This window comes from Mycobacterium sp. NGS51 (assembly GCF_059812525.1).
The window spans coordinates 60,460-85,862 of the sequence record NZ_JCALCV010000017.1 but is presented as its reverse complement, the minus strand read 5'-3'; the positions used below and the strand labels follow the sequence as shown (position 1 = coordinate 85,862).

General features: G+C 66.9%; 24 protein-coding genes. 14 read left to right on the top strand and 10 right to left on the bottom strand.

Features of this window, described 5'->3' with window-relative positions; genetic code table 11:
- Positions 1–33 precede the first annotated feature (33 nt).
- Both AC5Y5W_RS19630 and AC5Y5W_RS19625 read left to right on the top strand, forming a co-directional pair.
- Complete coding sequence (locus tag AC5Y5W_RS19630; RefSeq protein ID WP_500012125.1) at positions 34–264, top strand: ribbon-helix-helix domain-containing protein; 231 nt, start codon at positions 34–36, stop codon at positions 262–264.
- Positions 251–598, top strand: coding sequence for a type II toxin-antitoxin system PemK/MazF family toxin (locus AC5Y5W_RS19625; protein ID WP_500012123.1), 348 nt, complete (start codon positions 251–253; stop codon positions 596–598). The genes AC5Y5W_RS19630 and AC5Y5W_RS19625 overlap by 14 nt, the downstream gene beginning before the upstream one ends.
- Positions 599–694: 96 nt before the next feature.
- On the opposite strand, the gene AC5Y5W_RS19620 is transcribed toward AC5Y5W_RS19625, so the two are convergent.
- Entirely contained in the window at positions 695–3,313 is a 2,619-nt protein-coding gene (locus tag AC5Y5W_RS19620) for an AAA family ATPase (protein ID WP_500012121.1), read from the bottom strand.
- Positions 3,310–4,458, bottom strand: a complete 1,149-nt coding sequence (locus AC5Y5W_RS19615) for a metallophosphoesterase family protein (protein WP_500012119.1) — start codon at positions 4,456–4,458, stop codon at positions 3,310–3,312. Before AC5Y5W_RS19615 ends, AC5Y5W_RS19620 begins: the two co-directional genes overlap by 4 nt.
- Before the next feature lie 145 nt (positions 4,459–4,603).
- Between AC5Y5W_RS19615 and AC5Y5W_RS19610 the strand changes: the two genes are divergently transcribed.
- Positions 4,604–5,092, top strand: a complete 489-nt coding sequence (locus tag AC5Y5W_RS19610) for a SixA phosphatase family protein (RefSeq protein ID WP_500012193.1) — start codon at positions 4,604–4,606, stop codon at positions 5,090–5,092.
- 151 nt (positions 5,093–5,243) lie between these two features.
- A complete protein-coding gene (locus AC5Y5W_RS19605; RefSeq protein ID WP_500012117.1) occupies positions 5,244–5,612 on the top strand; it encodes a hypothetical protein in 369 nt (122 codons plus the stop codon).
- Positions 5,613–5,618: 6 nt separating this feature from the next.
- Here the strand turns inward: AC5Y5W_RS19605 and AC5Y5W_RS19600 are convergent, their stop codons facing one another.
- Together AC5Y5W_RS19600 and AC5Y5W_RS19595 are read right to left on the bottom strand one after the other, a co-directional pair.
- Complete coding sequence (locus AC5Y5W_RS19600; protein WP_499891412.1) at positions 5,619–6,176, bottom strand: DUF3558 domain-containing protein; 558 nt, start codon at positions 6,174–6,176, stop codon at positions 5,619–5,621.
- Positions 6,173–6,721 (bottom strand): DUF3558 domain-containing protein, encoded by a 549-nt coding sequence (locus AC5Y5W_RS19595; protein WP_499900263.1) that lies wholly within the window; start codon positions 6,719–6,721, stop codon positions 6,173–6,175. Before AC5Y5W_RS19595 ends, AC5Y5W_RS19600 begins: the two co-directional genes overlap by 4 nt.
- A 174-nt stretch (positions 6,722–6,895) precedes the next feature.
- Here AC5Y5W_RS19595 and AC5Y5W_RS19590 point away from each other — a divergent pair, with 174 nt between their 5' ends.
- Entirely contained in the window at positions 6,896–8,650 is a 1,755-nt protein-coding gene (locus AC5Y5W_RS19590; protein WP_500012115.1) for an ABC transporter ATP-binding protein, read from the top strand.
- On the top strand, positions 8,647–10,557 hold the full coding sequence (locus AC5Y5W_RS19585; RefSeq protein WP_500012113.1) for an ABC transporter ATP-binding protein: 1,911 nt from the start codon (positions 8,647–8,649) through the stop codon (positions 10,555–10,557). The genes AC5Y5W_RS19590 and AC5Y5W_RS19585 overlap by 4 nt, the downstream gene beginning before the upstream one ends.
- 12 nt (positions 10,558–10,569) lie before the next feature.
- On the opposite strand, the gene abmR is transcribed toward AC5Y5W_RS19585, so the two are convergent.
- From abmR to AC5Y5W_RS19570, 3 genes are all read right to left on the bottom strand, one after another.
- A complete protein-coding gene (gene abmR / locus AC5Y5W_RS19580; RefSeq protein WP_500012111.1) occupies positions 10,570–11,130 on the bottom strand; it encodes an ATP-binding transcription factor AbmR in 561 nt (186 codons plus the stop codon).
- Positions 11,131–11,434: 304 nt separating this feature from the next.
- The gene (locus tag AC5Y5W_RS19575) at positions 11,435–12,559 is read right to left on the bottom strand and encodes an adenylate/guanylate cyclase domain-containing protein (RefSeq protein ID WP_500012109.1); all 1,125 of its coding nucleotides are present in this window, start codon (positions 12,557–12,559) and stop codon (positions 11,435–11,437) included.
- 129 nt (positions 12,560–12,688) lie between these two features.
- Positions 12,689–14,080, bottom strand: coding sequence for an amidase (locus tag AC5Y5W_RS19570; RefSeq protein WP_500012107.1), 1,392 nt, complete (start codon positions 14,078–14,080; stop codon positions 12,689–12,691).
- 19 nt (positions 14,081–14,099) lie between these two features.
- Between AC5Y5W_RS19570 and AC5Y5W_RS19565 the strand changes: the two genes are divergently transcribed.
- The 3 genes from AC5Y5W_RS19565 to AC5Y5W_RS19555 are packed head-to-tail and all read left to right on the top strand — an operon-like array spanning position 14,100 to position 16,169.
- Positions 14,100–15,263: a MalY/PatB family protein gene (locus AC5Y5W_RS19565; RefSeq protein ID WP_500012104.1), complete on the top strand. Its 1,164-nt coding sequence runs from the start codon at positions 14,100–14,102 to the stop codon at positions 15,261–15,263.
- Between the two features lie 20 nt (positions 15,264–15,283).
- On the top strand, positions 15,284–15,718 hold the full coding sequence (locus tag AC5Y5W_RS19560; protein ID WP_500012102.1) for an HIT family protein: 435 nt from the start codon (positions 15,284–15,286) through the stop codon (positions 15,716–15,718).
- Positions 15,719–15,722: 4 nt separating this feature from the next.
- Positions 15,723–16,169 carry a nitroreductase family deazaflavin-dependent oxidoreductase gene (locus AC5Y5W_RS19555; protein WP_500012100.1) on the top strand — a complete coding sequence of 149 codons (447 nt, stop codon included), beginning with the start codon at positions 15,723–15,725 and terminating at the stop codon, positions 16,167–16,169.
- 75 nt (positions 16,170–16,244) lie between these two features.
- On the opposite strand, the gene AC5Y5W_RS19550 is transcribed toward AC5Y5W_RS19555, so the two are convergent.
- Positions 16,245–17,282: an LLM class flavin-dependent oxidoreductase gene (locus AC5Y5W_RS19550; protein WP_500012191.1), complete on the bottom strand. Its 1,038-nt coding sequence runs from the start codon at positions 17,280–17,282 to the stop codon at positions 16,245–16,247.
- A gap of 20 nt (positions 17,283–17,302) precedes the next feature.
- Positions 17,303–18,142: a uracil-DNA glycosylase gene (locus tag AC5Y5W_RS19545; RefSeq protein WP_500012098.1), complete on the bottom strand. Its 840-nt coding sequence runs from the start codon at positions 18,140–18,142 to the stop codon at positions 17,303–17,305.
- A 110-nt stretch (positions 18,143–18,252) separates the two neighbouring features.
- On the opposite strand from AC5Y5W_RS19545, the gene AC5Y5W_RS19540 reads away from it, so the two are divergent.
- The 5 genes from AC5Y5W_RS19540 to AC5Y5W_RS19520 are packed head-to-tail and all read left to right on the top strand — an operon-like array spanning position 18,253 to position 24,668.
- Complete coding sequence (locus AC5Y5W_RS19540; protein WP_500012096.1) at positions 18,253–19,830, top strand: succinic semialdehyde dehydrogenase; 1,578 nt, start codon at positions 18,253–18,255, stop codon at positions 19,828–19,830.
- Between the two features lie 24 nt (positions 19,831–19,854).
- Positions 19,855–21,222, top strand: a complete 1,368-nt coding sequence (locus AC5Y5W_RS19535; protein WP_500012094.1) for an FAD-binding oxidoreductase — start codon at positions 19,855–19,857, stop codon at positions 21,220–21,222.
- Positions 21,219–22,814: an FAD-binding oxidoreductase gene (locus AC5Y5W_RS19530; RefSeq protein WP_500012092.1), complete on the top strand. Its 1,596-nt coding sequence runs from the start codon at positions 21,219–21,221 to the stop codon at positions 22,812–22,814. The genes AC5Y5W_RS19535 and AC5Y5W_RS19530 overlap by 4 nt, the downstream gene beginning before the upstream one ends.
- Before the next feature lie 31 nt (positions 22,815–22,845).
- A complete protein-coding gene (locus AC5Y5W_RS19525) occupies positions 22,846–24,069 on the top strand; it encodes a cytochrome P450 (protein WP_500012090.1) in 1,224 nt (407 codons plus the stop codon).
- Positions 24,069–24,668 carry a TetR/AcrR family transcriptional regulator gene (locus tag AC5Y5W_RS19520; RefSeq protein ID WP_500012088.1) on the top strand — a complete coding sequence of 200 codons (600 nt, stop codon included), beginning with the start codon at positions 24,069–24,071 and terminating at the stop codon, positions 24,666–24,668. Before AC5Y5W_RS19525 ends, AC5Y5W_RS19520 begins: the two co-directional genes overlap by 1 nt.
- On the opposite strand, the gene AC5Y5W_RS19515 is transcribed toward AC5Y5W_RS19520, so the two are convergent.
- Positions 24,638–25,369 (bottom strand): siderophore-interacting protein, encoded by a 732-nt coding sequence (locus AC5Y5W_RS19515; RefSeq protein ID WP_500012086.1) that lies wholly within the window; start codon positions 25,367–25,369, stop codon positions 24,638–24,640. The genes AC5Y5W_RS19520 and AC5Y5W_RS19515 overlap by 31 nt on opposite strands.
- Between the last annotated feature and the right edge of the window lie 34 nt (positions 25,370–25,403).

Below are 25,403 nucleotides of genomic sequence, written 5' to 3'. Positions count from 1 at the left end.
GCTACTGTAATGCTACCTAGGTAGTATTCGAGTATGAAGCTGAGCGTGAGCTTGTCCGAGGAGGACATCGCGGTGTTGGACGCGTACGTCAAGAAAGCGGGTCTGCCGTCGCGGTCGGCGGGGTTGCAACGCGCGGTATCGATGCTGCGCTACCCCGCCCTCGAGGACGACTACGCCGCAGCGTGGGCGCAGTGGTCGGCAGACGAGGATTCCGCTGCATGGGAGGGCACCGTTGGAGACGGCGTGACCGATGCTGCGCGGTGAGATATGGCAGGTCGATCTGGATCCCGTCCGCGGGAGCGAGGCGAATAAACAGCGCCCGGCTGTCATCGTCAGCAATGACCGGGCGAACGCTGCCGCGACACGTCTCGGCCGAGGCGTGGTCACTGTCGTCCCAGTGACCAGTAACACCGACAGGGTCTATCCATTCCAGGTGCTGTTGTCGGCGGCGGCAAGTGGTCTCGCCGTTGATTCGAAGGCGCAGGCCGAGCAGGTCAGATCCATTGCGACACAACGTCTGTTGCGTCGGATTGGTCGCGTCTCCCCTCCCGAGCTGACCGATCTCGACGATGCGCTCAGACTCCACTTAGCGCTGTAGCCGTGGGAATGTGCAGAAATCAAATATGCAGGGTTAGCGGTCCGCCCTGTTTATTCGACGGTGCCGCCTCCCGTGGCGAACCGGCCACCGCGAGCGTTAAGCGCTCAATTCGATACGGTGCGCACCCTTGACGCCGTCGTAGCGGTGGGGAGTGCAGGTCAGCACGATCACCTGTCCGTCAGCGCCCAGGGTGTCGAAGACCTCGCCCATCTTTGCCAGCCGCGCCGGGTCGGTGAACCCGAGCGCGTCGTCGATGAGCACTGGGACGGTGTCCTCTTTGGCCACCAGCGCCGCTCCGGCCAATCGCGCCAGGATTCCGAGTTGCTCTTTGGCCCCGCCCGACAGCGACTCGTAGGGCACCGTGCACCCGTCGAGGGTGCGGCTACGGATGCACAACGCGCTGTCGACATCGACCTCGAAACTCGGACCGAACACCGGTCGCCCGAGCCGCTCCAACTCGACGCGGAACGGCTCGACGTAGCGCAGCCGCGTGGTGTCGCGGTGACGCACCATCACCGACCGCAACAGCTGCGCAGCACGGGCTCGCCGGCCCACCCGGGTGTACTCGTTGTGCGTGTGTTCGCGCTTGATTTCGGCGGCGTCAAGCTTGCCCTGACGCCCCTCGGTGCCGAATACCGTGAGTTCGACCGTGATCTCGCGTAGCGCGCGATCGGCCTCGTCAAGGCGGGCCCGCAGTGCCTCGGCCGCCTTGGTAGCCTCGGCCAACTCGGTGGCCACCGCATCGGGCGAGGCAGCGGCCAGCTGCTCGGACAGCTCGGCGACGCGTTGCTGCGCTGCTTGCGTCGCGCATTGATCGGCAACGGCGGTAGCCGCCAGATCGTCGTCGGCGCACGATGCCCGTTGCTGGGCCAGCCGGTCGGCAACCGCAGTCAGCTCCACGCGTTGGGAGGCCAGCTTGTCGCGCAGAACGGTTGCCTGCGTGATGATCTCGGAGAGCTTATGGCGCGCTGCGGCCGCGACTCGTCGGTGTGTTTCGCAGTCTTTCGTGGCTTGCACGCTGGCCGCGTCGGCCGCCTCGAGTTCGGCACGGGCCGCCGCACTATCCATCGCAGCGCCGACCGGATCGGGTTGATCGGCTCGCAGTTGCGCCAATTGCCCACGCAGTTGCCCGATCTGGTCCTCGCCGCACAGCCCGACCAGAGTGGCAGCGAGCCGGTCGCGGTTGTGCTGCAACCCGCGGCGTCGCTGGTCGGCGTTTCGCGCGGCTGCGAGGTCAGTGACCTGCCCCGCAGTCAGTGCAGCCGCCAATTCGTCGTGTGCCGCAGCGTAGGTGGCCTGGACCTCGGCTGCGGTGACCGCCGGACTGAACCGTACCGTCAAGACGCCGGGCAGCTCGACCTCGGTTGCGGCGCTGGCTGTCAGCGACCAGCTCTGACCGGCGGCCAGCGACACCTGTTGCTCATCGACGGACAGGTCGACGTCGGCGGCCGCAGTGAATTCCACCGTCGTCGAAATCAACGTGAGTTGCCCGTCGGCCCGGTCGACGGCGGCAGCGGCCTGCTCGATGCGCTGCGTCGCCTCGTCGGTCAGCGCGATGGCGGCCAACTCGCCGCAGATCTGGTCATGTTCGCGCTGGGCGGCGTCGATCTTGTCCAGCCGGGCCGCCAACCGCTCGGCTTCGTCGCGGCGCGACAGCTCGTCGACGATCCGCCGGGCAGAGCCGGCCCGCTGCTGGGTAGCTGCCAGTCCCTGCTCGGCGTGTTCGACAGCGGAGTCAGCGGCCGCGACGACCTCAGCAGCCGTCGACTCCGCATCGGCGGCTTCGTGCACCTCGGCCTCCAGCGCGGCGATCGTTGCGGTGCGCGTGCCGATTTCGTTGCCCAACCGCACCCGTTCGCTGTGCGCGGCCGTCGACGCGGTACTGGTGGCGGCCGCGGCCGCAGCGATCAGCTCGGCTTCCCGCAACTGTTCGGTGAGCCGGCTGATGTGGTCTGCCGCGGCCTGAGCTGCGATGTGCCGCTCGCCGGTAACGTGCTGCTGCTGCGACAACTCCGCCAACTCCGCGGTCAGGGCGGCATGCCGATACAGGCGGTCGTCGATCTCGGCGACCGCAGCGGCGCACCGCTCCACTTCGGCCTCGGCATCGCGCAGCGCCGACATCGCGGCCGACCACTCTCCCGTCGGCCGTCCGGTCGCGGTGAAGTAGCGGGCGTACTCGGTGTCGATCCGTTCGACGAGCGCCGGCTCGCTGCCCGACAGCGTGACCGCGTCGCCCGCAGCAAGGTCGAGCGCCCGGGACAACGCGTCGCAGCCGGACAGGTCGACCGCCGCCGTCGAGGCTGCCTGCAGCACCCGCTGGGCCTGCCACAACTCGGTGTCGACTGTCTCGGTCAGCATCGCCCGCACCCGCTCGTGCGCCTCGTCCCCGGTCAGCTGTTCGCGGCGGGGCGCCAGCACCGTCAACTGCGTCTCAGGCCTTTTGTGGAAGCGCTTGTGATAGACGAAACGGTAAGGGCCGGTGCTGATCTCGGCGGTGATCTCGGAGCCGACGTCGGCGTGAGTCGGCTTGACCTGCTTGACGTCTTTTTTCGTCGAGCGGTCCTTGGATTCCAGCAGCAGATCCAGCGCCTCGATCATCGACGACTTGCCGACCTCATTGGCGCCATACACCACGACCACGCCATGGTCCGGAAAGTCGACTTCGCGGTGGCCGATGCCGCGGTAATTGGTCAAGACCAGCCGGTGCAACTTCACGCCGCACCTCGGTCTGCGAGCCGTAGCAGCAGCGCCAGCGCCGCCTGGGCATCCTCGGCTTCGGCGTTGTCCGCACGTGCCGTCGCGACCAATTCCGCGACGGCCGCCGCGGCAAATCCCCCGATCCCGAGGTCGTCGAACTCGCCGTCGCCCGGGATCACCGCCAACTCGGTGTGACGATCCCAGCAGCCCAGCCAGGCGAACAACCGCGAATATCGGTCCAGGCAGGCATCCAGGGCAGCGCGGTCGGTGACGGTCAACGAGCCCTCCAGGGCCAGTCGGATCACCGTACGGTCCTTGTCGCCGATCTGGTCGAGGTTGAGGTCCAGATCGACGATGTCGCGGTTGTTGTCGAGGTGATGGCGCAGGGTGAGAAACCGCCACCGGCCAACCCGGCGGGCGTCGATGGTCACCTGGCGCTGCGGATCCGCTTCGTCGATGTCGACGACCAATACGTGTCCCGGTCGCGGTTCGATGTCATCGAAGTTGGTGACTTCCGGTGACCCGGAATACCAGACCCGACCGCTGCTGCCCACGTCGGTGACCGAATGCTTGTCACCCAACGCGACGTAGTGGATGGCGCCGCGGGCCAGCGCGTCGTCGACCCCGGCCAGCCGAATCAAGGATGGCTTTCCGGGATCCGGGTCGAGCACATCGAGGCCGCCGTGCGCGACCAGCACCCGGGTGACGCCGTCGGCCGGCAGCGACTCGAGCACCTCGCCGGTCAGGTCGGTGGTGGGTGCTTTCGACCGCCACGGGGCGGCCACGAGCTGCAGACCCGGGCGCACTTCATGGCTTCCGGCCCGGCTGAGGACCACCACGTTGTCGGGACATTCGGCGATGAAAAGTGCGCTGGTGTAAACCGATGCCGCATCCAGCGGGTCATGGTTGCCCGGCAACAGGTAGACCGGAATACCGATGGCGCGCATGGCTTCCAAAGACTGGCTGACGACCTGCGGGGCGAGCTGGTTGTGTTCGAAGACGTCGCCGGCGACAACAATGAACTCGGCGTTGACCTCGGCGGCCAGCGCGCCGAGGCCGACCACCACGTCGCGCCGCGCTGCCGAGTATCGGGGCTGGGCTTCGCCGGCGAGGAAGTGACGGGTCATGCCGAGCTGCCAGTCGGCGGTGTGTAAGAACCGCATGTCGATCCCGTCCCCTCTGCCCTTCGTGATCAGGCATCGCGAGTGTAGGACTGGGCCCCGACAAGTGTGGGGAGGCCGCTCGGCAGGTCTGAGTTCAGTAGCGGTGCGGTGCCTTACCGTTGGTTGAGTGACTGGTCGACGCCACATGCTGGTGCTGCTGCGGCATGCGAAATCCGCGTATCCCGATGAGGTAGCCGACCACGATCGGCCGCTGGCACCGCGCGGCGAAAGGGAGGCGGCATTGGCCGGTGATTGGCTGCGCGCCCAACTGCCCGCCGTCGACGCCGTGCTGTGCTCGACCGCCACCCGCGCCCGCCAGACTCTGGCGCGAACGGCTGTCGATGCGTCGGTGCAATTCGTCGAGCGGCTCTACGGCGCCAGCCCCGGGACGGTGATCGATGAAATCAACGCGATCGACGACGAGATCGCCACGCTGCTCGTTGTCGGGCACGAGCCGACGATGTCTGCAGTGGCGATCATCCTGGCCGGCGCCGAGGGCACCAATGCGGCTGCCGTCGACGCGGTTGCGGCGAAGTTTCCGACGTCGGGCATCGCGGCCCTGCGGGTCGTCGGTTCGTGGAAGGATCTCGCGCCCGGCGGCGCCGCGCTGATCGACTTTCATGTGCCCCGCTGAGGCGAGTGGCACCCGCCGACCTTCTTCGATAAGGAGAACATTAGTGAATACGCGCTTCCCTCAGGTTTATCTCAGCTACTCTCGGACAAGCCGAGTATTGCCTGAGAGCGCCTTTAACGCTGAGTAGCGACTGCCGTCAGAGGACATGGTCATGGAATCAGTCGTCCGCCCGTATGCGGTGGCGACCGTGCTGCTCATGGGTGCCGGCATCGTCATCGCCAATCCGGTGAGGCCGTCGTTGCCCGAAGTGCAGACGCCCTCGACCGAGCTCACCACCAATGAATCGGTGTTCTTCAATCCCGGCGGTATCAGTGCCGACCACGAAGTCCTCGCGCCGGGAAGCGAGGCCCTGGGCGGATCTGGGCCGGGCGGCGGCATCAGCCAGGTGCCGATCCTCGACGACTTCGACCCGCTCCCGATGCAGGTGGAGGTGTTCGGCAACTCGCCAGATTCGCCGCCGATGATCGGCGACGGCGAGGCCGACGATCCCGGTGCCGGACCAACCCCTGGTGACGAGTAATTCCCGTTAGGAGTTTGTCGACAGCGTCAGCTCCATGAGCTTGATCGCCTGCGCACACGCGTCGATACCGGGCGCCTGCGGGTTGACCCACCACCCCACGACACCGGCAGCGTCGCTGGCCACACCGCATGAGCCGTTCGGGTCGTTGGGCCGCATCACGATCGATGGCACACCGTTGATCGACCGGGTTTCGATCTGGTACTTCAGCCCCTCGGCGACCTTGCGCTCGTTGTCGAGGCTGCCCTGCTCGAACCAGAAGCGGGTGATGTCGATCAGGCCGGCCGGGTTGGCCGCCTGCCAACGGCAAATCGCACCGACGAAGGTGCTCTGGATATCGAGCGGGTCGGCGCCCACGGTCTTGGCGAGGAGGTCGGTAGTCAGCACCTCACATTCCTTGAGCAGGTTCGGGTACTGCTGTTCGGAATTGTTGTTGCGCTGGACGTCGCCCGAGCCCGCTTTGACGGCGGTGCCGCCCACCGACCTGGTGCAGCCGGTCAGTACAGCCAGCGCGGCGAGTACAACGGCCGCAGTGACGAGCAGATGGTGCCGCGCCGATCGACTCATTTCGAGTTCGCAATCGATTGCCGCGTCAGTTCTTTGGCGACGTTGCACGGGTCGGGAAACGGCTTCTGGTTGAAGCTGACCGACCATTCGATGAAGTCGTCCTGGAACTGGATACCGATCTCGCACAAAGAGTCACCCAACGTCGGCTCGCTGCCGATAGCGATGAAACCGCCATGGCCATTGATGTTGATGTCTTCGACGCTCGACCGCGACAACTCCTCGGTCTTGCGTTCCCGCCCGATCGGGCTGCCGCGATACCAGGAGAAGGAGAAGTGTGGGCCGAGGATGCCGCCGCCCGCCAGCCACTGGCAGCCAACCGAGTTCTGGGCGGTGTTGATCAGCCCGCTCATCTCGGTCAGCTGCCCCACCGTCTCGTCGCTGATACCGCCACATTGCGGGAAGAACGGGCCATGATGTCCCTGCGCGGAGGCCGGCCGCGAGGTATCGCTCGACTGCGGCTGGTCGGAGTTGGAATCGGAACAGGCGGCCACCGTCGGGATCAAAGTCGCTACCGCGAGGGTCAGCGCTGCCACATTGCGTCGCACCACTACGCGCACCTTCTGCTGATCACACGATGCACTGTAGCGGCAGCGCCGGTGGTCAACCACCGACACGCGCGCTGACCTGGACTTTGTTATCCCATCACGGGTGCGAACCGTGCACCGATCCAACCGGCGGTCGTCCCGAGTCGACGCCACCGGATGTGGGACAGTTACCAAATGCTTCTGGCACTGCTGCGCCAGTACGTCCGGCCGTACCGCTGGCTGGTCGCGGCGGTGATGACGCTGCAACTGATCAGCACGTTGGCGTCGCTGTATCTGCCCACGTTGAACGCATCGATCATCGACGACGGGGTCACCAAGGGCGACACCGGCGTGATCGTTCGGTTGGGCGCGGTGATGCTGGCAGTCACCGGACTGCAGGCGGTGTGCGCGATCGGCGCGGTCTACTTCGGCTCCCGCACCGGAATGGGGTTCGGGCGGGATCTGCGCTCGGCGATGTTCCATCACGTCACCACGTTCTCTGACCACGAGACGGCCCGGTTCGGTGCGCCGTCGCTGCTGACCCGGACTACCAACGACGTCCGCCAGATCCAGTTCCTGGTGCAGATGAGCTGCACGGTGCTGGTCACCGCACCGATCATGTGTGTCGGCGGCATCTTCATGGCCATTCATCAAGACGCCGGGCTGTCCTGGCTGTTGCTGGTCAGCGTCCCGGTCTTAGCCGTGTCGAACTACTGGATCGTGTCGCACATGCTGCCGATCTTCCGCAGCATGCAAAGGCTGCTCGACAACATCAACCGGGTGATGCGCGAGCAGCTTTCCGGCGTGCGGGTGGTCCGGGCATTCGCGCGGGAGCCGTTCGAACGTCACCGATTCGATGAGGCCAACCTCGCCTTGTCGAACACTGCGCTGGCCGCCGGAAACTGGCAAGCGCTGATGTTGCCGCTCACGACGCTGACCATCAACTGTTCCAGCGTCGCGCTGATCTGGTTCGGCGGCCTGCGCATCGACCAGGGCCAGATGCAGGTCGGCTCGCTGATCGCCTTTCTGGCGTACTTCACCCAGATCCTGATGGCGGTGCTGATGGCGACGACGCTGGTGATGGTATTGCCGCGAGCCTCGGTGTGTGCGGACCGGATCACCGAGGTGTTGGGCACCCGTCCGGCAATCAGCAACCCGTCGAACCCCGCGCGCCCACCGGCAGATCTGCGCGGGGTGGTGCAGCTCGACCGGGCAACGTTCTGCTATCCGGGCGCGGATCGTCCGGTGCTGCAGGATATCTCGTTGACCGCGACACCGGGCACCACGACCGCCATTGTCGGCAGCACCGGTTCGGGCAAGTCGACGCTGGTATCGCTGATCTGCCGGCTCTACGACGTCACCACCGGTTGCGTTCGTGTCGACGGTGTCGACGTGCGTGACCGCGACATCGAACAGCTGTGGGCAGGCATCGGCCTGGTGCCGCAGCGCGGGTATCTGTTCTCCGGCAGCGTCGCCGACAATCTTCGGCTGGGCGCGACCCCGGGACAGGTCGTCACCGACGAACAGATGTGGGAAGCACTGCGGGTAGCCGCCGCCGACGGATTCGTGCGGGCACACGATGACGGCTTGGCGATGCGGGTTGCGCAGGGCGGCATCAACTTTTCCGGCGGGCAGCGGCAGCGGCTGGCGATCGCCCGCGCGGTGATTCGCCGTCCGGCCATCTACCTGTTCGACGACGCTTTCTCGGCCCTCGACGTGCACACCGACGTACGGGTACGCGCGTCGTTACGCGAGATCGCCGCGGACGCAACGGTGATCGTCGTCGCGCAACGTATCTCCACTGTCACCCAGGCCGATCAGGTAATCGTCGTCGACGACGGACGGGTGGTCGGCACCGGCACGCATGAATCGCTACTGGCCGACTGCGCAGCCTATGCGGACTTTGCCGAGTCGCAGTCGATGTCGGCCGGTGTGGGAGATACCCGATGACCGCTGCAATGAACCGGCCGATGCGCGGTGTGGTGCAGGCGCCGACGGAGCGGTCCCGCGACTTCTGGACTTCAGCCATCCGGTTGGTGAAACGCCTGGCGCCGCAACGCGGGTTGGCGTCGGCGGTCATCGCGCTGGGGGTCTGCGGCACCGCGATAGGAGTAGTGGTTCCGCGGATACTGGGACACGCGACTGATCTGCTGTTCAACGGCGTGATCGGCCGACAGTTGCCGGCCGGTCTCAGCAAGGCAGAGGCCGTCGCGGCGGCCCGGGCGCGTGGCAATAACACCTTCGCCGATCTGCTGTCCGGGATGAATGTGGTGCCGGGTCAAGGGGTGAATTTCTCCGCTGTGGCCCGTACCCTGGCGCTGGCGCTGGCCTTGTATCTCATTGCGGGCCTGATGATTTGGGCGCAGGCCCGGCTGCTCAACGTCACGGTGCAGCGCACGCTGCGGGCGCTGCGCTCCGACGTCGAGGCGAAGGTCCACCGGTTGCCACTGGCTTACTTCGACGGGCGGCAGCGGGGTGAGGTGCTCAGCCGGGTCACCAACGACATCGACAACGTGCAGACTTCGCTGTCGATGACAATCACCCAGTTGTTGAGCGCGGTGCTGACCATCACGACGGTGCTGGTGATGATGCTGACGATCTCGCCGCTGCTGACCGGGATCATCCTGCTGACCGTGCCGTTGTCACTGTTGGCCACTCGGGCGATCACCCGCCGCTCGCAGCGGCTGTTCGTCGCCCAATGGGCCAACACCGGGCGGCTCAACGCTCACATCGAGGAGACCTACAGCGGCTTCACACTGGTCAAGACATTCGGTCACCGGACCGAGGCCGAGGATCAGTTCTGCCGCCTCAACGACGACGTGTACCAGACCAGTTTCGGCGCCCAGTTCTTCTCCGGGCTGGTGTCACCGGCCACGATGCTCATCGGCAACCTGAGTTATGTCGCGGTGGCGGTGATCGGCGGGCTGCAGGTGGCGACCGGCCAGATCACTGTGGGCAGCATCCAGGCGTTCATCCAATATGTCCGCCAATTCAATTGGCCGCTGACCCAAGTGGCGGCGATGTACAACACGCTGCAGTCCGGAGTGGCCAGCGCCGAGCGGGTGTTCGAACTGCTCGACGAGCCCGAGGAAAGTCGCGATCACCCGGCGCTATTGCCGTTGCTCAATGGCCAAAGCCCCACCGGACGAGTGGAATTCGAGCACGTGAGCTTCGCCTACCGCCCGGGAACACCGGTGATCGATGACCTGTCGCTCGTCGCGGAACCCGGCAGCACCGTGGCGATCGTCGGGGCGACCGGGGTGGGCAAGACCACGTTGGTGAACCTGTTGATGCGTTTCTACGACCTGGACTCCGGCCGGATCCTGATCGACGGTGTCGACATCGCTTCGGTGAGCCGGCATTCGCTGCGATCCCGTATCGGCATGGTGCTGCAGGACACCTGGCTGTTCGGCGGGACGATCGCCGAGAACATCGCCTATGGCCGGCCGGGCGCCAGCGACGATGAGGTGATCGCGGCGGCCAAAGCGGCCTACGTGGACCGGTTCGTGCACACGCTGCCGAACGGCTACCAGACTCGGGTCAGCGACGACGGCGGCAACATCAGCGCCGGCGAAAAACAGCTGATCACCATCGCGCGTGCTTTCCTGGCCCGACCGCAACTGCTGATCCTCGACGAGGCGACCAGTTCGGTGGACACTCGCACCGAGCTGCTCGTCCAGCATGCCATGCGCGAGCTTCGGCGTGGCCGGACGAGTTTCCTTATCGCTCATCGTCTTTCGACGATCCGCGACGCCGATGTCATCCTGGTGATGGAGTCGGGCAAGATCATCGAGCGCGGCAGCCACGCCGCGCTGATGGCGCGCCGGGGCGCCTACTGGGAGATGGCGAGGGTCTAGCGGCGGGTCACCTTAAAGCTCGGGGCCCTCCGCTCGGAGGTCGTCGACTGCCGACATAGCGTCACGCAGCTTGGCCAGCCAGTCTTCGGTGTGCTCACCAACCAGCTTGACCGCCCACGCCAGCGCATCCGATCGGGACCGGGCCACCCCGGCGTCGACCAGGGTATCGAGCACCTGGCGCTCCGGTTGCTTGAGCCGGGTCATGACCGGAACCGCGATGTGGGTGAACAGGATCCGCTCGCCGGCGACCTCCACTCCCCAGGAAACCTTGCGGCCGTAGCGTTCCTGCGCCTCGTCGGCGATGTTCATGCGCTCCGCGCGGGTGTCTTCGCGGAACCGCGAGACGCGGCCGGAGGAACGCGCTTCGCTTTCTTGCGTATCGGACGCCGCGGGCAGTCTGCCGATGACCGTGATTTCTTCGCGGTCGACGATGACCGCGGGATCGCCGTCGAACCAGCCTTCGGGCAGTCGTCCGGCGAACCAGTCCGCGGCGTCGCCGGCGTCGGGTTGATTGGCTTGCTGCCAGCCACCAGGGCGGCCGTAGCGCCGCCCGTGTACATGATGATGTCGCATGCTTACATAATTACATCGTTACAGTCATTGCGAAAGGGCATTTCACTGGCGGCGAACGCGGTCAGTTGCCCACCACGGGCGGCGCCCCGAAAGCCTGGGCCAGAACCGGCCGTAAGGCCGATGTCGATGGGCGAAAACCGTTGATATGGCGCGTCGCGAGTTGTAGCTTTAAGGGCGAAGCAGGTCCGGAAGTGGCTAATCCAAAGTGCCGGCATCAGGGGTGACAGAGCCGGCCGCGCGGCATAAGAGAGACGCAACCCCAGTGCCCTCCGGGCCTGCCTCATGTGGTCTGGCGACCGAGGCGCTACGCCCCGTCATCAACGCCGTCGCCGCGGCGGGCGCGATACAGCTTTACTTCGCCCTTGATGCCTTTGAGGTGGCGTGCCCCGGCGAATGACCAGCTGAAACCGTTGCCGTCGCCGACTGCGGTCTGCACCGACTCGGCGACCAGGACGGCACCCGCGCGCGCCACCCCGGTCACCCGGCTGGCGGTATTCACCGGGCTCCCGAACCAGTCACCGGCCCGGCTCACCGCCTGCCCGCAGGCGACACCGGCGCGCAGCCGGGGCAGGCCCTCGTCGGTGTCTGTGACTTCGACCAACTTCAGCACCGCGTCCAGCAGCGGAACCGGATCCGGGCAGACGAGCATCACCGCGTCGCCGATGGTCTTGACGAACCGCACCGGCGGCACGGCCATGTCACGAGCGAGGTCGGCCAGTCGGTTCGCGAGCTGCTCCAAATCCTCGGGTGGGACCGCCTCCCCCAGTCGGGTGAAGCCAACGAGATCGGCGAACGCGATCGTGACCTCTCGGGCGCCCGGCAAGGCACTGCCTGCCGCACGCTCACTGGCGTTGACGGCCTCGGTTTCCATCTGGTGCCGCAGATGCATGAACAGCATGTCTTCGATCCACGGACCCAGCAACGGGGCGATCTGGCTGACCAGCGCCTGAGATCCCTTGGCGATCTCCAGTTCAGTCGCACCGGGTCGCAGGATCGCCGCGAGTGCGGTGTAGCGCATCACCTCAGCGGCATGCGAAAGTCCCTCGGCGAGCACCCGAACGACTTGTACCAGGTGGTCTGGATCCAGCCCGGTCTCGAGGAACCGTTGCACATGGGCGGCGGCCTCAGCGTCGGCCCGCATGTGCACAGCCGCGTCGGGATCCTCGACCCTGGCCAACCCGATGGCACGTTGCACGCGTTGCAACAAACCAAGGTCGATGCCGTAGCGTTCGCTGATTTCCCGCGTCGAGACGTAGACGCCGTCGTCACCGACGACTCGGCGCGACGCCAGCAGCATGGGCGGATCGGCGGTCCTGATCTCATCGACGGTGATCCCCTGGTCGAGCAGCCACTCGATCAGCTCGGCGCGCTCGCTGCGCGCGGTGCCGTCAAGACCGTCGAGCAGCGGCTCGATGTTGGGATCGGACACAGTGGCCAAGGTATATCGTCGGCAGGCCATCATGTGAGGTGATGGCCGCCACCAGTGCTGCCGTCCACCAGTCCGGCTCGCGCGATGCGGCACGGCGAGAAGCTGGCCGCCTGGCGGGTGGTTGCCGCGTCATGACACCGGTGGGCGGCGCTGCGTCCACGGCCGCGCCGCTTCGATCTGGGCGCTGAGCGCCAGCAGCGTCGCCTCGTCGTAGGGGCGGCCGATCAACTGGACCGACAACGGCAGGCCGGCGGCGTCGAGATCCCACGGCACCGCGGCGGCCGGTTGACCGGTCAGATTCCAGATTTCGAAGAACGGCACCCGGGCCGAAACCAGCAGCAACGAGGAAATCGCCCCGCGGCGTTGGTAGGCGCCGACACGCTGTGGCCCGGTGGCGTTCGCAGGAGTGACGAGCACGTCGACGTCGTCGAAGATCGACTGGATGCGCGCGGCCAGCGCCGCCTCGCCGGCACGCACCGACGCCATCCGCCGGTCGGAGAACAAGCGCCCGATCCGCGCCATGTTGCGGGTGCGCGCCTCCAGCCGCTCCGGATGAGGCAATGACCGAAAATCGTTGTAGATACCGCGGAAATAGCGTGGCAAATAGTTGCGGTAGATCGCCGTCGGCGGGTAGTCGGGGTCGCGGGCGATGACGTGGTGGCCCAAGTCGCGCAGCAACGCGCCCGCCTGCTCGACCGCCGCCCGCTGCTGCTTGCCGCATCGCACCATCAACGGTGGTGGAACCTTGGTGCTCAACGCGATTCGCAGCCGGCCGGGCGTCCCTGCCGCGGCCGCGACGAATCCGCCCTCGGGGCCCGGCACCGTCGTCGTCGCATCCAGGAACAGTGCGGCGTCGGTCACCGAACGTGCAATCGGGCCGCTGACGCTGAGGCCACACCAGGCGTCGTCGTGCGGCGCCAGCGAGACGCGGTCGCGCTGCGGTTTGAGACCGAACACACCACACCAACTCGACGGGATGCGGATCGAGCCGCCACCGTCGGAACCCAATGCCAACGGGGCCAGCGCGGCGGCCACCGCTGCGCCGCTACCGCCGCTACTGCCGCCCGGTGTGCGAGACACATCCCATGGGTTGCGGGTTGCACCGAACGTCACCGATTCGGTGTAGGGCATCATCATCAGCTCGGGCACGGCGGTCTTGCCGAGGATCACCGCGCCGGCCGCGCGTAACGCACGCACCACCTCGGCGTCATGGGTTACCGCCGGACCATGTGCGCTGGTGCCGTAAGCCGTTGTCTGCCCGGCGATGTCGACGTCGTCCTTGATCGCGACCGGAACCCCGAGCAGCGGCAACCGTTCGCCGGCGTCGAGGCGGCTCTGCGCCGCCAGCGCCTCCTCACGCGCGGTGCCGGCCAGCACGGTGCGATACGACCGCAGCTGCGGGTCCAGCTGTGCGATGCGATCCAGGTAGACCTCGAGCAGTGCGGGAGCGGTGACCGTGCCGGCAGCCAACATTCGGGCCTGCTCGGCCGCCCCGGCGAAGGCGAGCTCGCGAGGGTCCATGTGCAGGCACACTACTGGTATGCCGGACAGGACGTTCGATCTGTTGACCGAGGACCAGCTGCGCGGGCGCAACACCATCAAGTGGAACTTCTTCGGTCCCGATGTGTTGCCGCTGTGGATCGCCGAGATGGACTTCCCCACCGCACCGCCGGTGCGCGACGCAGTCCGCGCCTGCGTTGACAACGAGGAGTTCGGCTATCCGCCGTTCGGCGAGGACGAACTGCCGCGGGCGACCGCCGAGTGGTGCCGACAGCGCTACGGGTGGCAGGTGCAGCCCGAGTCGGTCCGCGTCGTTCCCGATGTGCTCAAAGGAATGGAAACCGTCGTCAATTTCCTCACCCGGCCGGAGAGCCCGGTGGTGTTGCCCGTTCCGGCATACATGCCATTTTTCGACGTGCTGCGGGTCACCGGCCGGCAACGCGTGGAAATCGTGATGAATCAAGACGTTTCGGGCCGGTACGTGATGGACCTGGACGCGCTTGATGCGGCGTTCGCCAGCGGGGCCGGGTCGTTGATTCTGTGCAATCCCAACAATCCGCTGGGCACCGCGTTCACCGCCGATGAGCTGCGCGCCATCGTCGACATCGCAGCCGCCCACAACGCGCGCGTCATCGCCGACGAGATCCACGCGCCACTGGTCTACGGGCGACCGCACGTGGCCGCCGCCTCGGTCTCCGAGACGGCTGCCGATACCGTGGTCACGCTGCTGTCGGCATCCAAAGGGTGGAACCTGCCCGGCCTGATGTGCGCCCAGGTGGTGCTGTCCAATTCCCGTGACATCGACGAGTGGGACCGGATCAACATGCTGCACAAGATGGGCGCCTCCACCGTCGGTATCCGCGCCAACATCGCCGCCTATGCCCACGGCGCGGCATGGTTGGACGAGGTGCTGAGCTACCTGCAGACCAATCGCGACCACCTGGCCCGCGCCTTGCCCGAGTCGGTTCCCGGAGTGCGGATCAACGCTCCGGAGGCCACCTATATGTCGTGGGTGGATTTTCGCGCGCTGAATCTGCCCACTGAGCCTGCGGGCTACCTGTTGGCCAAGGCCAAGGTGGCGCTGTCTCCCGGCATCCCGTTCGGGCCCACGGTGAGCTCCGGGTTCGCGCGGCTGAACTTCGCGACGCCGCGGGCAATCCTGGATCGCGCACTTGCGGCGATGGCGGCCGCCTTGTCGGCCTGATCTGTCGCTACCGTGGCCTTATGTCCTGTGTGTTCTGCGCGATCGTCGCCGGAGAAGCCCCGGCCATCCGCATCTACGAAAACGACGACTACCTGGCGATCCTCGACATCCGCCCATTCACCCGGGGCCACACGCTGGTCGTGCCCAAACGGCACACGGCCGATCTGACCGACACTCCGCCGCAGACACTGGCCGACATGGTGACAATCGGACAGCGCATCGCCAAGGCGGCCCGCACCACCGAGTTGGCCGACGCCACCAACATCGCGATCAACGACGGGCGCGCCGCGTTCCAAACCGTTTCCCACATCCACTTGCATGTGCTGCCGCGCCGCAATGGCGACAAGCTGGCGGTGGCCAAGGGAATGCTGCTGCGCCGCGACTCCGACCGGGACGCCACCGGGCAGATGCTGCGCGACGCGCTGGCGCGAATCGACGCCCGGCAGTCAGACTGAAGGAATGAATATCTCCGGATGGGTCGAGCAACGCGTCGGACCGTTACTGCTGCGGGCGCACGACGCGATCTACAAGGCAACCAATGGCCGCATTGGTCACCGGATACCTGGCATCCCGCCAAGCTTGTTGCTGCATACGGTCGGCGCCAAGACCGGCAAGGCGCGAATCAACGCACTATCGTATGCACGCGATGCCGACAGCTACCTCATCGTGGCGTCCAAAGGGGGTGACCCGAAAGCGCCGGGCTGGTATCACAACCTGAAAGCCAACCCGAACGTCAAAATCAATGTCGGTCCAAAGCGTTTGGCTGTTACGGCGCGGCCGGTCCTGCCTGGCGACGCTGACTACGCCCGGTTGTGGGAGGTTGTGAACAAGAACAACGCCAACCGCTACAAGGCCTATCAGGAAAGGACGTCGCGGCCAATTCCGGTGATCGTGCTGACGCCTTAGCGCCGAGCGTGAAGCTGTTGCGAAAATTTTCGAGTTTTTTCGCAACAGCTTCACATTCGGCGATGGTCGGCCCGCTTAGAACAGCTCTTTGGCCAGCAGCTCCAACGTGGTTTCCCGACCGGGAGCGGTCGCCGGGTCGGTGCCGCGACGGGCCGCGGCCACCGGGTTGACCATCACTTCGTCGACGTCGAACCGCGCAGCCAACCCACGCGCTTGTTCGGCCGCCTCGGCCGGTGTGCCGACGACCGCGCGCCGCAGGCCGCTTTCGACGATGTGCTGCTGTTGCGGTGTCAGATTGGCGTTTTCGGCGTCTTCGACGAGCTGTAAAGGCCCCAACGGTTGGCCGGTGCGCAACCGCGCCATCATCTGCAGGTTCGGCAGCATCAATGCCGTTGCCTCGTCCCGCGTTTCGGCGACCACGGCGTTGACCGTCAGAAACGTGATCGGCTCGGCGGCCAGCTCGCTGGGCACGAACTGCGACCGGTAGAGCGCCAGCGCCTCGTCGGTCCCCTTGCCGGAGAAGTGGTGGGCAAACACATAGGGCAGCCCCTTGGCTGCGGCCAGCCGCGCCGAGTACATCGACGACCCCAGCAGCCACAACCGCGGCTCGGTGGCTGCGGCCGGAGTGGCCTTGAGCAGGTACTCACCGTCACGCAGTTGCACCCGCACGCCACTGCTGCTCATCATCGCCCGCACGTGGTCGAGATAGTCCGGGAACTGCTCGATATCTCGGTCGTCGCGGCCGGCTGCGCCGCGCAGCATCACCGATGTAACCGGGTCGGAGCCGGGCGCCCGCCCGATGCCGAGATCGATGCGGCCCGGCGCGGCCGCTTCCAGCAGCGCGAACTGTTCGGCCACGGCCAGCGGCGCGTGATTGGGCAGCATGACACCACCGGACCCCAGCCGCAGCCGGGTGGTCTGGGCGGCGAGGTAAGCGATCAGCACCGGCGGGCTGGTGGCGCCCACCGACGGCATGTTGTGATGCTCGGCGACCCAATAGCGGGTGTAACCCAGCCGGTCAGCGACCTGCGCCAGTCGTACCGTGGCCGCCAGCGCATCGGCGGTGGTCTGGTCGGTGCGCACCGGGACGAGATCGAGAACGGAAAGCCGCATGTTGCCCTCAACGCCGCCGGTCATCGGGATAGTCCGGCCAGCACGGCGGCCCGGCCGAAAACGTCGTCGAGCATCGCGGTGGTCAGCTTGCCGGTAAAGGTGTTCTGCTGGCTGGGGTGATAGCAGCCCACCAGCGCCACCTCGCCGTGGGCGGCCCGCACCGTCGCGGTGGCACCGTGCCCGAACTTCGGTAGCGGCCGCGGAACCTGGCCGCCGCCCGAGCGGACCATGTCCAGCGCCGATCGCCAGCCGAAGCCACCCAGCGCAACGATGACCCGCACGTCGTCGCCGGTCAGCCGCCATTCAGCGGTCAACCACGGCGCGCAGGTGGCCCGCTCGGCGGGTGTGGGCGCATTGGCCGGCGGTGCGCATCGCACCGCGGCCGCGATCCGCGTGCCGTGCAGCATCAACCCGTCGGCGGCGTCCACACTGACCGGCGAGCTCGCCAACCCGGCCCCGTACAACGCCGCATACAGCACATCGCCGGAGCGGTCGCCGGTGAACATCCGGCCGGTCCGATTGGCGCCATTGGCGGCCGGAGCCAGGCCGACGATCAACACCCGCGGCCGCTCGACACCCCAACCCGGCACCGGCCTGCCCCAATACGGCTGATCGGCGAACGAGCGCCGTTTAGTCAGAGCCGCCTGTTCGCGCCACTCGACCAGTCGCGGGCAGGCCCGGCACACCGACACCTCCGCGTCGAGTTGGTCCACCGTCTCGGCGGCCTCGGCCATCGCAGCGACCTGGGCCGCCGCGGAAGCCACCGCGGTGTGGGGGGTGGCGGGATCACCAGGCCAGCCGGTCCCGGGCGGCACCGGCGAATCGAACAACGCTCCAGTGCGCGGGTGGGCAAGGCTCACCCGTCTACTGTGCACGCCGAACGAAATTCAACGGCCGACCGGGGTCGGCATTGTTTCCCTCATCACGCGAACGGCTAGTCACCGGGGATGCCGCAGACGAGGATTGATCCATGAATGCACTTCGCTCACCCGAGCGGTCCGCCCGCGACGTCGGCCCGCTGCTCGAAACGTTGGCGCGGCACGTCGAAGCTGCCGACGGCAGTCGGCACCGGCAGATCACCAATGCGATGACCGGCGAGCCGCTGGGCAAGGTGCCGCACTGCTCGGCAGCCGATGTAGCAGCCGCCGCTTCGCGCGCCCGCGCTGTCCAACCGGACTGGGCGGCACGTCCGATCGGCGAGCGGGCAGCCGTGCTGCTGCGTTTCCATGACCTGGTGTTGGCACGCCAGGACGAGGTGCTCGACCTGCTCCAATTGGAGAACGGCAAGGCGCGCCGGCACGCCTTCGAGGAGGTCATCGACGTCTGCCTGACTGCCCGTTATTACGCGCACACCGCCGAGGAGTACCTGAAGCCCAAGCGGCGCCAGGGTGTGCAATTGGTGCTCACCGAAGTCTGGGAGCACCGCCACCCGAAGGGGCTGGTCGGCATCATCTCGCCGTGGAACTATCCGCTGACCCTCGGCATCAGCGACGCGATTCCGGCGATCGTCGCCGGCAACGCGGTGTTGGCCAAACCCGATGACAGGACACCCTTTTCGGCGCTGTGGGCGGTCAGCCTGCTCGAGGAGGCCGGGATGCCGAAGGGTTTGGTCCAGCTGGTCACCGGACCTGGATCGGAGTTGGGCACCCCGATCATCGAGCAGGCGGATTATTTGATGTTCACCGGTTCCACCAATACCGGACGCCATGTCGCCAAGCAGGCCGCCGAGCGACTCATCGACTGCTCGATGGAACTCGGCGGCAAGAACGCGCTCCTGGTCCTCGACGACGCCGACGTCTCGCGCGCGGCAGCCGGGGCGGTGCGGGCCGCGTTCTCCAACGCCGGCCAACTGTGTATTTCCATCGAACGCATCTATGTGGCCAAGTCGCTGTGGGAGGACTTCGTCGGCGCATTCGTCAAAGCAACCAAGGCGATGACATTGTCAGGCGCACTGGACTATTCAGCGGACATGGGATCGCTGATCAGTGAGACACAGTTGCAAACCGTCACCGATCACGTCGACGACGCGGTGGACAAGGGCGCCACCGTGCTGGCGGGCGGACGACCACGACCCGACATCGGCCCCTACTTCTACGAGCCCACCATCCTGAGCGGCGTGCGTGAGGGCATGGACGCATTCGCCGACGAAACCTTTGGGCCCGTGGTCTCGCTTTATCCCGTCGAGTCGGAGCAAGAGGCCATCGACAAAGCCAACGACAGCGACTACGGGTTGAACTTCGCGGTGTGGACCAACGATGCGGCCCGGGGCCGGCGGGTGGCCGCGCAACTGCAGGCCGGCACGGTGAACGTCAACGGGGCGTACGCCGCAGCCTGGGCGTCCGTCGACGCCCCGATGGGCGGCATGAAGGACTCCGGCGTCGGACGGCGGCACGGCGAGCACGGGATCCTGAAGTACACCGAGTCCCAGACCATCGCGACCGAACGCTTGCTGCCGGTGGGTGCCCCAACCTGGGCGCGCGCCGACCGGTATGCGCGAGTGATGACCACCGGTCTGCGGTTGCTGCGCCGGTTGCCCGGGGTGAAATAGGTCGCGGTCCGTAGGATCGCCTGCGTGGGTGCGGAAGTGCTGGCGGGCCTGATCGCCGAGTTGCCGGACGGGATGGTGGTCACCGATCCGGCCGTTACCGAGGGCTATCGGCAAGACCGCGCGTTCGACCCGTCGGCGGGTAAACCGCTGGCGGTGGTGCGGCCGCGCCGTACCGAAGAGGTGCAGATCGTCATGCGCTGGGCCAGCGAGCACCGGGTTCCGGTGGTGACCCGCGGCGCCGGCACCGGCTTGTCGGGCGGGGCCACCGCCGTCGACGACGGGATCGTGTTGTCGACGGAGAAGATGCGCGACATCGTCGTCGACCCGATCACCCGGACCGCGGTGTGCCAGCCCGGTTTGCTCAATGCCGAGGTGAAGAAGACCGTCGCCGAGTACGGACTGTGGTATCCGCCCGACCCGTCGTCCTACGAAATCTGCAGCATCGGCGGCAATATCGCGACCAACGCCGGCGGGCTGTGCTGCGTGAAATACGGCGTCACCACCGACTATGTGCTCGGCGTGCAGGTGGTACTGGCCGACGGCACCGCGGTGCGACTGGGCGGCCCGCGGCTCAAGGACGTCGCCGGGCTTTCGCTGACCAAGCTGTTCGTCGGCAGCGAGGGCACCCTGGGAGTGATCACCGAGGTGACGTTGCGGCTGGTTCCGCCGCAGCAGCCGTCGTGTGTGGTGGTGGCCAATTTCGCGTCGGTGGAGGCCGCTGCCGAGGCAGTGCTGGCGGTGAGTGGGCGAATCCGCCCCGCGATGCTGGAGTTCATGGACTCTGTCGCGATCAACGCGGTGGAGGACAAGCTGCGGATGGGGCTGGACCGCGGTGCCGCCGCGATGCTGCTGGCCGGCTCCGACGAGCGCGGCCGGGCGGGCGCTCAGGACGCCGAGTTCATGGCCGGCGTGTTCACCGAACACGGTGCCTCCGAAGTGTTTTCCACTGACGACCCGGAAGAGGGCGAGGCGTTCGTCGCTGCCCGCCGATTTGCGATTCCGGCAGTAGAGGCCAAAGGCCCACTGCTGCTCGAAGACGTCGGTGTCCCGCTGCCCGCGCTGGCCGACCTGGTCGGCGGGATAGCCCGGATCGCCGCCGAGCGCGAGCTGATGATCTCAGTGATCGCGCACGCCGGCGACGGCAACACCCATCCGCTGATCGTCTACGACCCCGCCGACCCGGCGATGACCGAGCGGGCGCAGTTGGCCTACGGGGAAATCATGGACCTGGCCACCCGACTGGGCGGCACGATCACCGGTGAACACGGTGTCGGCCGGTTGAAGCGGCCCTGGCTGGCCGACTATCTCGGCCCGGACGCGATGGCGCTGAACCGCCGCATCAAAGACGCACTGGATCCGCAAGGCATTTTGAACCCCGGCGCCGGGGTATGACGGCGCCGGCGCGGTCCTGGTGGGGCTGGGGCGCCGTCGCCGACGAGTTGTCGCAGACCGAGTCCGCCGACCTGGTTGCCCGGACCGCGGCGATGTTGCCCGGCCATGACTTCACCGATCATCCCCCGCCCGACCCGGCGACGCTCGGTGTCGCCGCGGCCCGGGTCCGTCCGCCGGCCGCACTGGCACAGCTCTGCAGCGACGACCCCGTCGACCGACTCTCCCATGCCCGCGGCAAGGCGTTTCGAGACGTCGTGCGCAATCTGCTCGGGCAGCTCGATCATGTACCGGACCTTGTCGTCCGGCCCCGCACCGAGCAAGACGTGATCGACCTGCTGGACTGGTACTCGGCCACCGCCACACCCGTGATCCCTTATGGCGGCGGCAGTTCGGTGGTCGGCGGCGTCGAGCCTCGGTTCGACGGTCCGGCAGTCTCACTCGATCTCGGTCACCTCGATCGCGTCGTGGACGTCGACCCGGTCAGTCGCACCGCGCGGATCCAAGCCGGCAGCTACGGGCCCGCCCTGGAGAACGCGCTTCGCCCGCACGCGCTGACGTTGCGGCACTACCCGCAGTCGTTCGCCTACTCCACCCTGGGCGGCTGGTTGGCCACCCGCGCAGGCGGACACTTCGCCACGCTCTACACCCACATCGACGACCTCACCGAGTCGATGCGGATCATCACCCCGTCCGGCGTCGTCGAATCACGGCGACTGCCCGGCTCGGGCGCCGGCCCCTCGCCGGACCGGATGTTCCTCGGCTCCGAAGGGATCCTCGGCGTCATCACCGAAGCCTCGATGCGCCTCCAGCACCGGCCCCGCTGGCAAGTCACCGCGTCGATCACGTTCGAGCAGTACGAGCACGCGGTCGCAGCCACCCGGTCGATCGCCCAAGCCGGGCTCTACCCGTCGAACTTCCGGTTGCTCGACCCCGCCGAGGCCTTCATCAATGCCGGCGTCACCGTCGGCGGGGGTCTGTTACTGGTCGCGTTCGAATCCGCGGATCATCCGGTGGACGTCTGGCTGGACCGCGCGGTGCAGCTCGCCGCCGACCACGGCGGCACCGTCACCGCCCGGCGAAGCAAAGACGCCGACCGCGATCCCGACGACTCGGCGTCGACGTGGCGCTCAGCCTTCCTGCGGATGCCCTACCAGCGCGACGCGCTGGCCCGCCGCTCGATGATCGTGGAAACATTCGAGACCGCATGCACCTGGGACCGTTTCGAGTCGTTGCACCAGGCCGTCACCGCGGCCGCGCATGCCGCCATCGCCGATGTCGCCGGCGCCGGGCTGGTGACCTGCCGGTTCACCCACGTCTACCCCGACGGGCCCGCGCCCTATTACGGCATTTATGCCGCCGGCCGCTGGGGCAGCACCGTCACACAGTGGGACGACATCAAGGCCGCCATCTCGCAAGCCATCCTCGACAACGGCGGCACCATCACCCACCACCACGCCGTCGGCCGCGACCACCGGCCCTGGTATGACCGGCAGCGCCCCGATCCGTTCGCGGCCGCACTCGCCGCGGCCAAAGCCGCGCTGGACCCAGCCGGAATCCTGAATCCCGGCGTGCTGATCCCCGCCCGGGGTTGACACATACTGCCCATTGTCGTACCAATGAGACATGACAGCTATAGTGTCTCATCAGCCACGGTTCGAACTAGCCACCGCCGAGACCTGGCCGAACCCCTGGCCGATGTACCAAGCACTGCGCGATAACGATCCTGTGCACCACGTCGTTCCGGACACCAGACCCGACGACGACTACTACGTACTGTCCCGCCACGCCGATATCTGGGCAGCCGCGCGCGACCACGAGACGTTCTCATCAGCCCAGGGCCTCACCGTCAACTACGGCGAACTGGAACTCATTGGGCTGCAGGACAACCCACCGATGGTGATGCAGGATCCCCCGGTGCACACCGAATTTCGCAAGCTGGTGTCGCGCGGCTTCACTCCGCGCCAGGTCGAAGCGGTGGAGCCCAAGGTGCGCGAATTCGTCGTGCAGCGCATCGAGCGGTTGCGCGCCGACGGCGGTGGCGACATCGTCGCCGAGTTGTTCAAACCGTTGCCGTCGATGGTGGTCGCTCATTACTTGGGCGTTCCCGAAGAGGACCGGACCCAGTTCGACGGTTGGAGTCAGGCCATCGTCGCGGCCACCACCTCCGACGGTGGGGTGGTCAGCGCTGGTGACGCGGTCGGGTCGATGATGGCTTACTTCTCCGGGCTGATCGAACGACGCCGGACCGAACCCGAGGACGACACGGTTTCGCATCTGGTTGCCGCCGGCGTCGGGGCCGACGGCGACATCGCCGGGACGCTGTCGGTGCTGGCGTTCACCTTCACGATGGTCACCGGCGGTAACGACACCACCACCGGAATGCTCGGCGGATCAACCCAATTGCTGCATCAGCGCCCCGACCAGCGTCGGCTGCTCGTCGACAATCCCGAGCTGATTCCGGATGCGGTGGACGAACTGCTGCGGCTGACCTCGCCGGTGCAAGGCTTGGCCCGCACCACGACCCGCGACGTGACGATCGGCGACACCACGGTGCCGGCCGGCCGTAGGGTCCTGTTGCTCTACGGATCGGGCAACCGCGACGAGCGCCAGTACGGGCCGGACGCCGGTGAACTCGATGTGCGCCGGTGTCCACGCAACATCTTGACGTTCAGTCACGGCGCCCACCACTGCCTGGGCGCCGCGGCCGCCCGCATGCAGTCGAGGGTGGCATTGACCGAATTGCTGGCCCGCTGCCCGGATTTCGATGTCGACGAGTCCGGCATCGTGTGGTCCGGAGGGAGTTATGTGCGGCGCCCGCTGTCGGTGCCGTTCCGGGTCAGGTCGTGATGGCGGGCAACGACTGGCTGGCGGCCCGTCGCAGCGAAGTGGCTGCCGACAAGATCCTCGACGCCGCCGAGGAACTTTTCACGCGCCAAGATCCCGCGTCGGTCGGCATGAACGAAATCGCCAAGGCCGCAGGGTGTTCCCGCGCGACCCTATACCGCTACTTCGAGAACCGCGAGGTGCTGCGGTCGGCCTACGTACACCGTGAGACCTATCGGCTCCACCACGCGATCAAATCGCACATCGGCGGCGTCGACGACCCACGCGAACGACTGGTCGCCGGCATCACCACCACATTGCGCCTGGTTCGCGAGAGTCCTGCGCTCGCCGCCTGGTTCGCGGCTACCCAGCCGCCACTCGGTGGCGAGATGGCCGAGCGGTCCGACGTGATCACCGGCCTGGCTGCTGCGTTCGTCACCTCGTTGGGCGCCGACGCTTCAGCGGCAACCGAACGCCGTGCGCGCTGGCTGGTTCGGGTGATCACGTCGCTGCTGATCTTTCCGGGCCGCGACGACGTTGACGAGCAGGCGATGATCGAGGAGTTCGTGGTCCCGATCGTGACGCCGGCGGCTCATTCCATCGAGCGTCCCACCATCCAATAAGCCCGCGACGCAATCGATTTGCGCGGGATCCCGAAGTCTTCACGGAGCACCTTGGCGACCGACCGGGTGGTGCGAGAGTCGCAGGCGACCCAACCGAAGTGCTCGCTGGCGTCGAAGGCCGCCGACCGCACCGTTTGCACCAACGCCTCGCCCGCATTCTTGCGGTCCACCCAGTTGACGTCGGCACCACGTGCCACCGGTAGGTCCTTGTCCTCGTCGTATCCCGCCTCGAGGAACACCTGCGCCGGAGCGTCCCCGATCGCCCCGAGCAGTGAGTTGATCGCCGGCAATGAAGCGGCGTCTCCGACGATGACGTACCCCGCCGGCGGCGGCTCCGGAATGGCGAACTTACTGCCCATCACGGTCGCCTCGATGGTGTCACCGGGCTGCGCATTCCGCGCCCACTGCGACGCTATCCCGCCGTGCAGTGCGAACTCGATATCCACCGTATCGGCGGCCGGGTCGGGGTTGACCAGCGTATAACCGCGCTGGTGGGCTTTGCCGCGGTTGGCGAACCACATCCGGATCCACATCGTCGGATGCACGGAGTGGTCGGCGAGCATCCCGCCGGCGTCGAAGCTCAGGCGCAGGTAATGCGGGCTGATCTCGCGCTTACCGGTCACGGTCAGCCGATAATCACCGGCGCCCATCAACTTCAGCACCGCGCCCGCGAAACCACGGGACCCCTTCTGATCGGCCATTCGCCTTAACGTCCCTTCCGTGTGACTTAGGCGA

Coding starts and splice junctions, on each gene's coding strand:
- AC5Y5W_RS19630 (WP_500012125.1), top strand. CDS start 34: ATGAAGCTGAGCGTGAGCTTGTCCGAGGAGGACATCGCGGTGTTGGAC.
- AC5Y5W_RS19625 (WP_500012123.1), top strand. CDS start 251: ATGCTGCGCGGTGAGATATGGCAGGTCGATCTGGATCCCGTCCGCGGG.
- AC5Y5W_RS19615 (WP_500012119.1), bottom strand. CDS start 4,458: ATGCGGTTCTTACACACCGCCGACTGGCAGCTCGGCATGACCCGTCAC.
- AC5Y5W_RS19610 (WP_500012193.1), top strand. CDS start 4,604: ATGCTGGTGCTGCTGCGGCATGCGAAATCCGCGTATCCCGATGAGGTA.
- AC5Y5W_RS19605 (WP_500012117.1), top strand. CDS start 5,244: ATGGAATCAGTCGTCCGCCCGTATGCGGTGGCGACCGTGCTGCTCATG.
- AC5Y5W_RS19600 (WP_499891412.1), bottom strand. CDS start 6,176: ATGAGTCGATCGGCGCGGCACCATCTGCTCGTCACTGCGGCCGTTGTA.
- AC5Y5W_RS19590 (WP_500012115.1), top strand. CDS start 6,896: ATGCTTCTGGCACTGCTGCGCCAGTACGTCCGGCCGTACCGCTGGCTG.
- AC5Y5W_RS19585 (WP_500012113.1), top strand. CDS start 8,647: ATGACCGCTGCAATGAACCGGCCGATGCGCGGTGTGGTGCAGGCGCCG.
- abmR (WP_500012111.1), bottom strand. CDS start 11,130: ATGCGACATCATCATGTACACGGGCGGCGCTACGGCCGCCCTGGTGGC.
- AC5Y5W_RS19570 (WP_500012107.1), bottom strand. CDS start 14,080: ATGGACCCTCGCGAGCTCGCCTTCGCCGGGGCGGCCGAGCAGGCCCGA.
- AC5Y5W_RS19565 (WP_500012104.1), top strand. CDS start 14,100: ATGCCGGACAGGACGTTCGATCTGTTGACCGAGGACCAGCTGCGCGGG.
- AC5Y5W_RS19560 (WP_500012102.1), top strand. CDS start 15,284: ATGTCCTGTGTGTTCTGCGCGATCGTCGCCGGAGAAGCCCCGGCCATC.
- AC5Y5W_RS19555 (WP_500012100.1), top strand. CDS start 15,723: ATGAATATCTCCGGATGGGTCGAGCAACGCGTCGGACCGTTACTGCTG.
- AC5Y5W_RS19550 (WP_500012191.1), bottom strand. CDS start 17,282: ATGCGGCTTTCCGTTCTCGATCTCGTCCCGGTGCGCACCGACCAGACC.
- AC5Y5W_RS19540 (WP_500012096.1), top strand. CDS start 18,253: ATGAATGCACTTCGCTCACCCGAGCGGTCCGCCCGCGACGTCGGCCCG.
- AC5Y5W_RS19530 (WP_500012092.1), top strand. CDS start 21,219: ATGACGGCGCCGGCGCGGTCCTGGTGGGGCTGGGGCGCCGTCGCCGAC.
- AC5Y5W_RS19525 (WP_500012090.1), top strand. CDS start 22,846: ATGACAGCTATAGTGTCTCATCAGCCACGGTTCGAACTAGCCACCGCC.
- AC5Y5W_RS19520 (WP_500012088.1), top strand. CDS start 24,069: ATGGCGGGCAACGACTGGCTGGCGGCCCGTCGCAGCGAAGTGGCTGCC.
- AC5Y5W_RS19515 (WP_500012086.1), bottom strand. CDS start 25,369: ATGGCCGATCAGAAGGGGTCCCGTGGTTTCGCGGGCGCGGTGCTGAAG.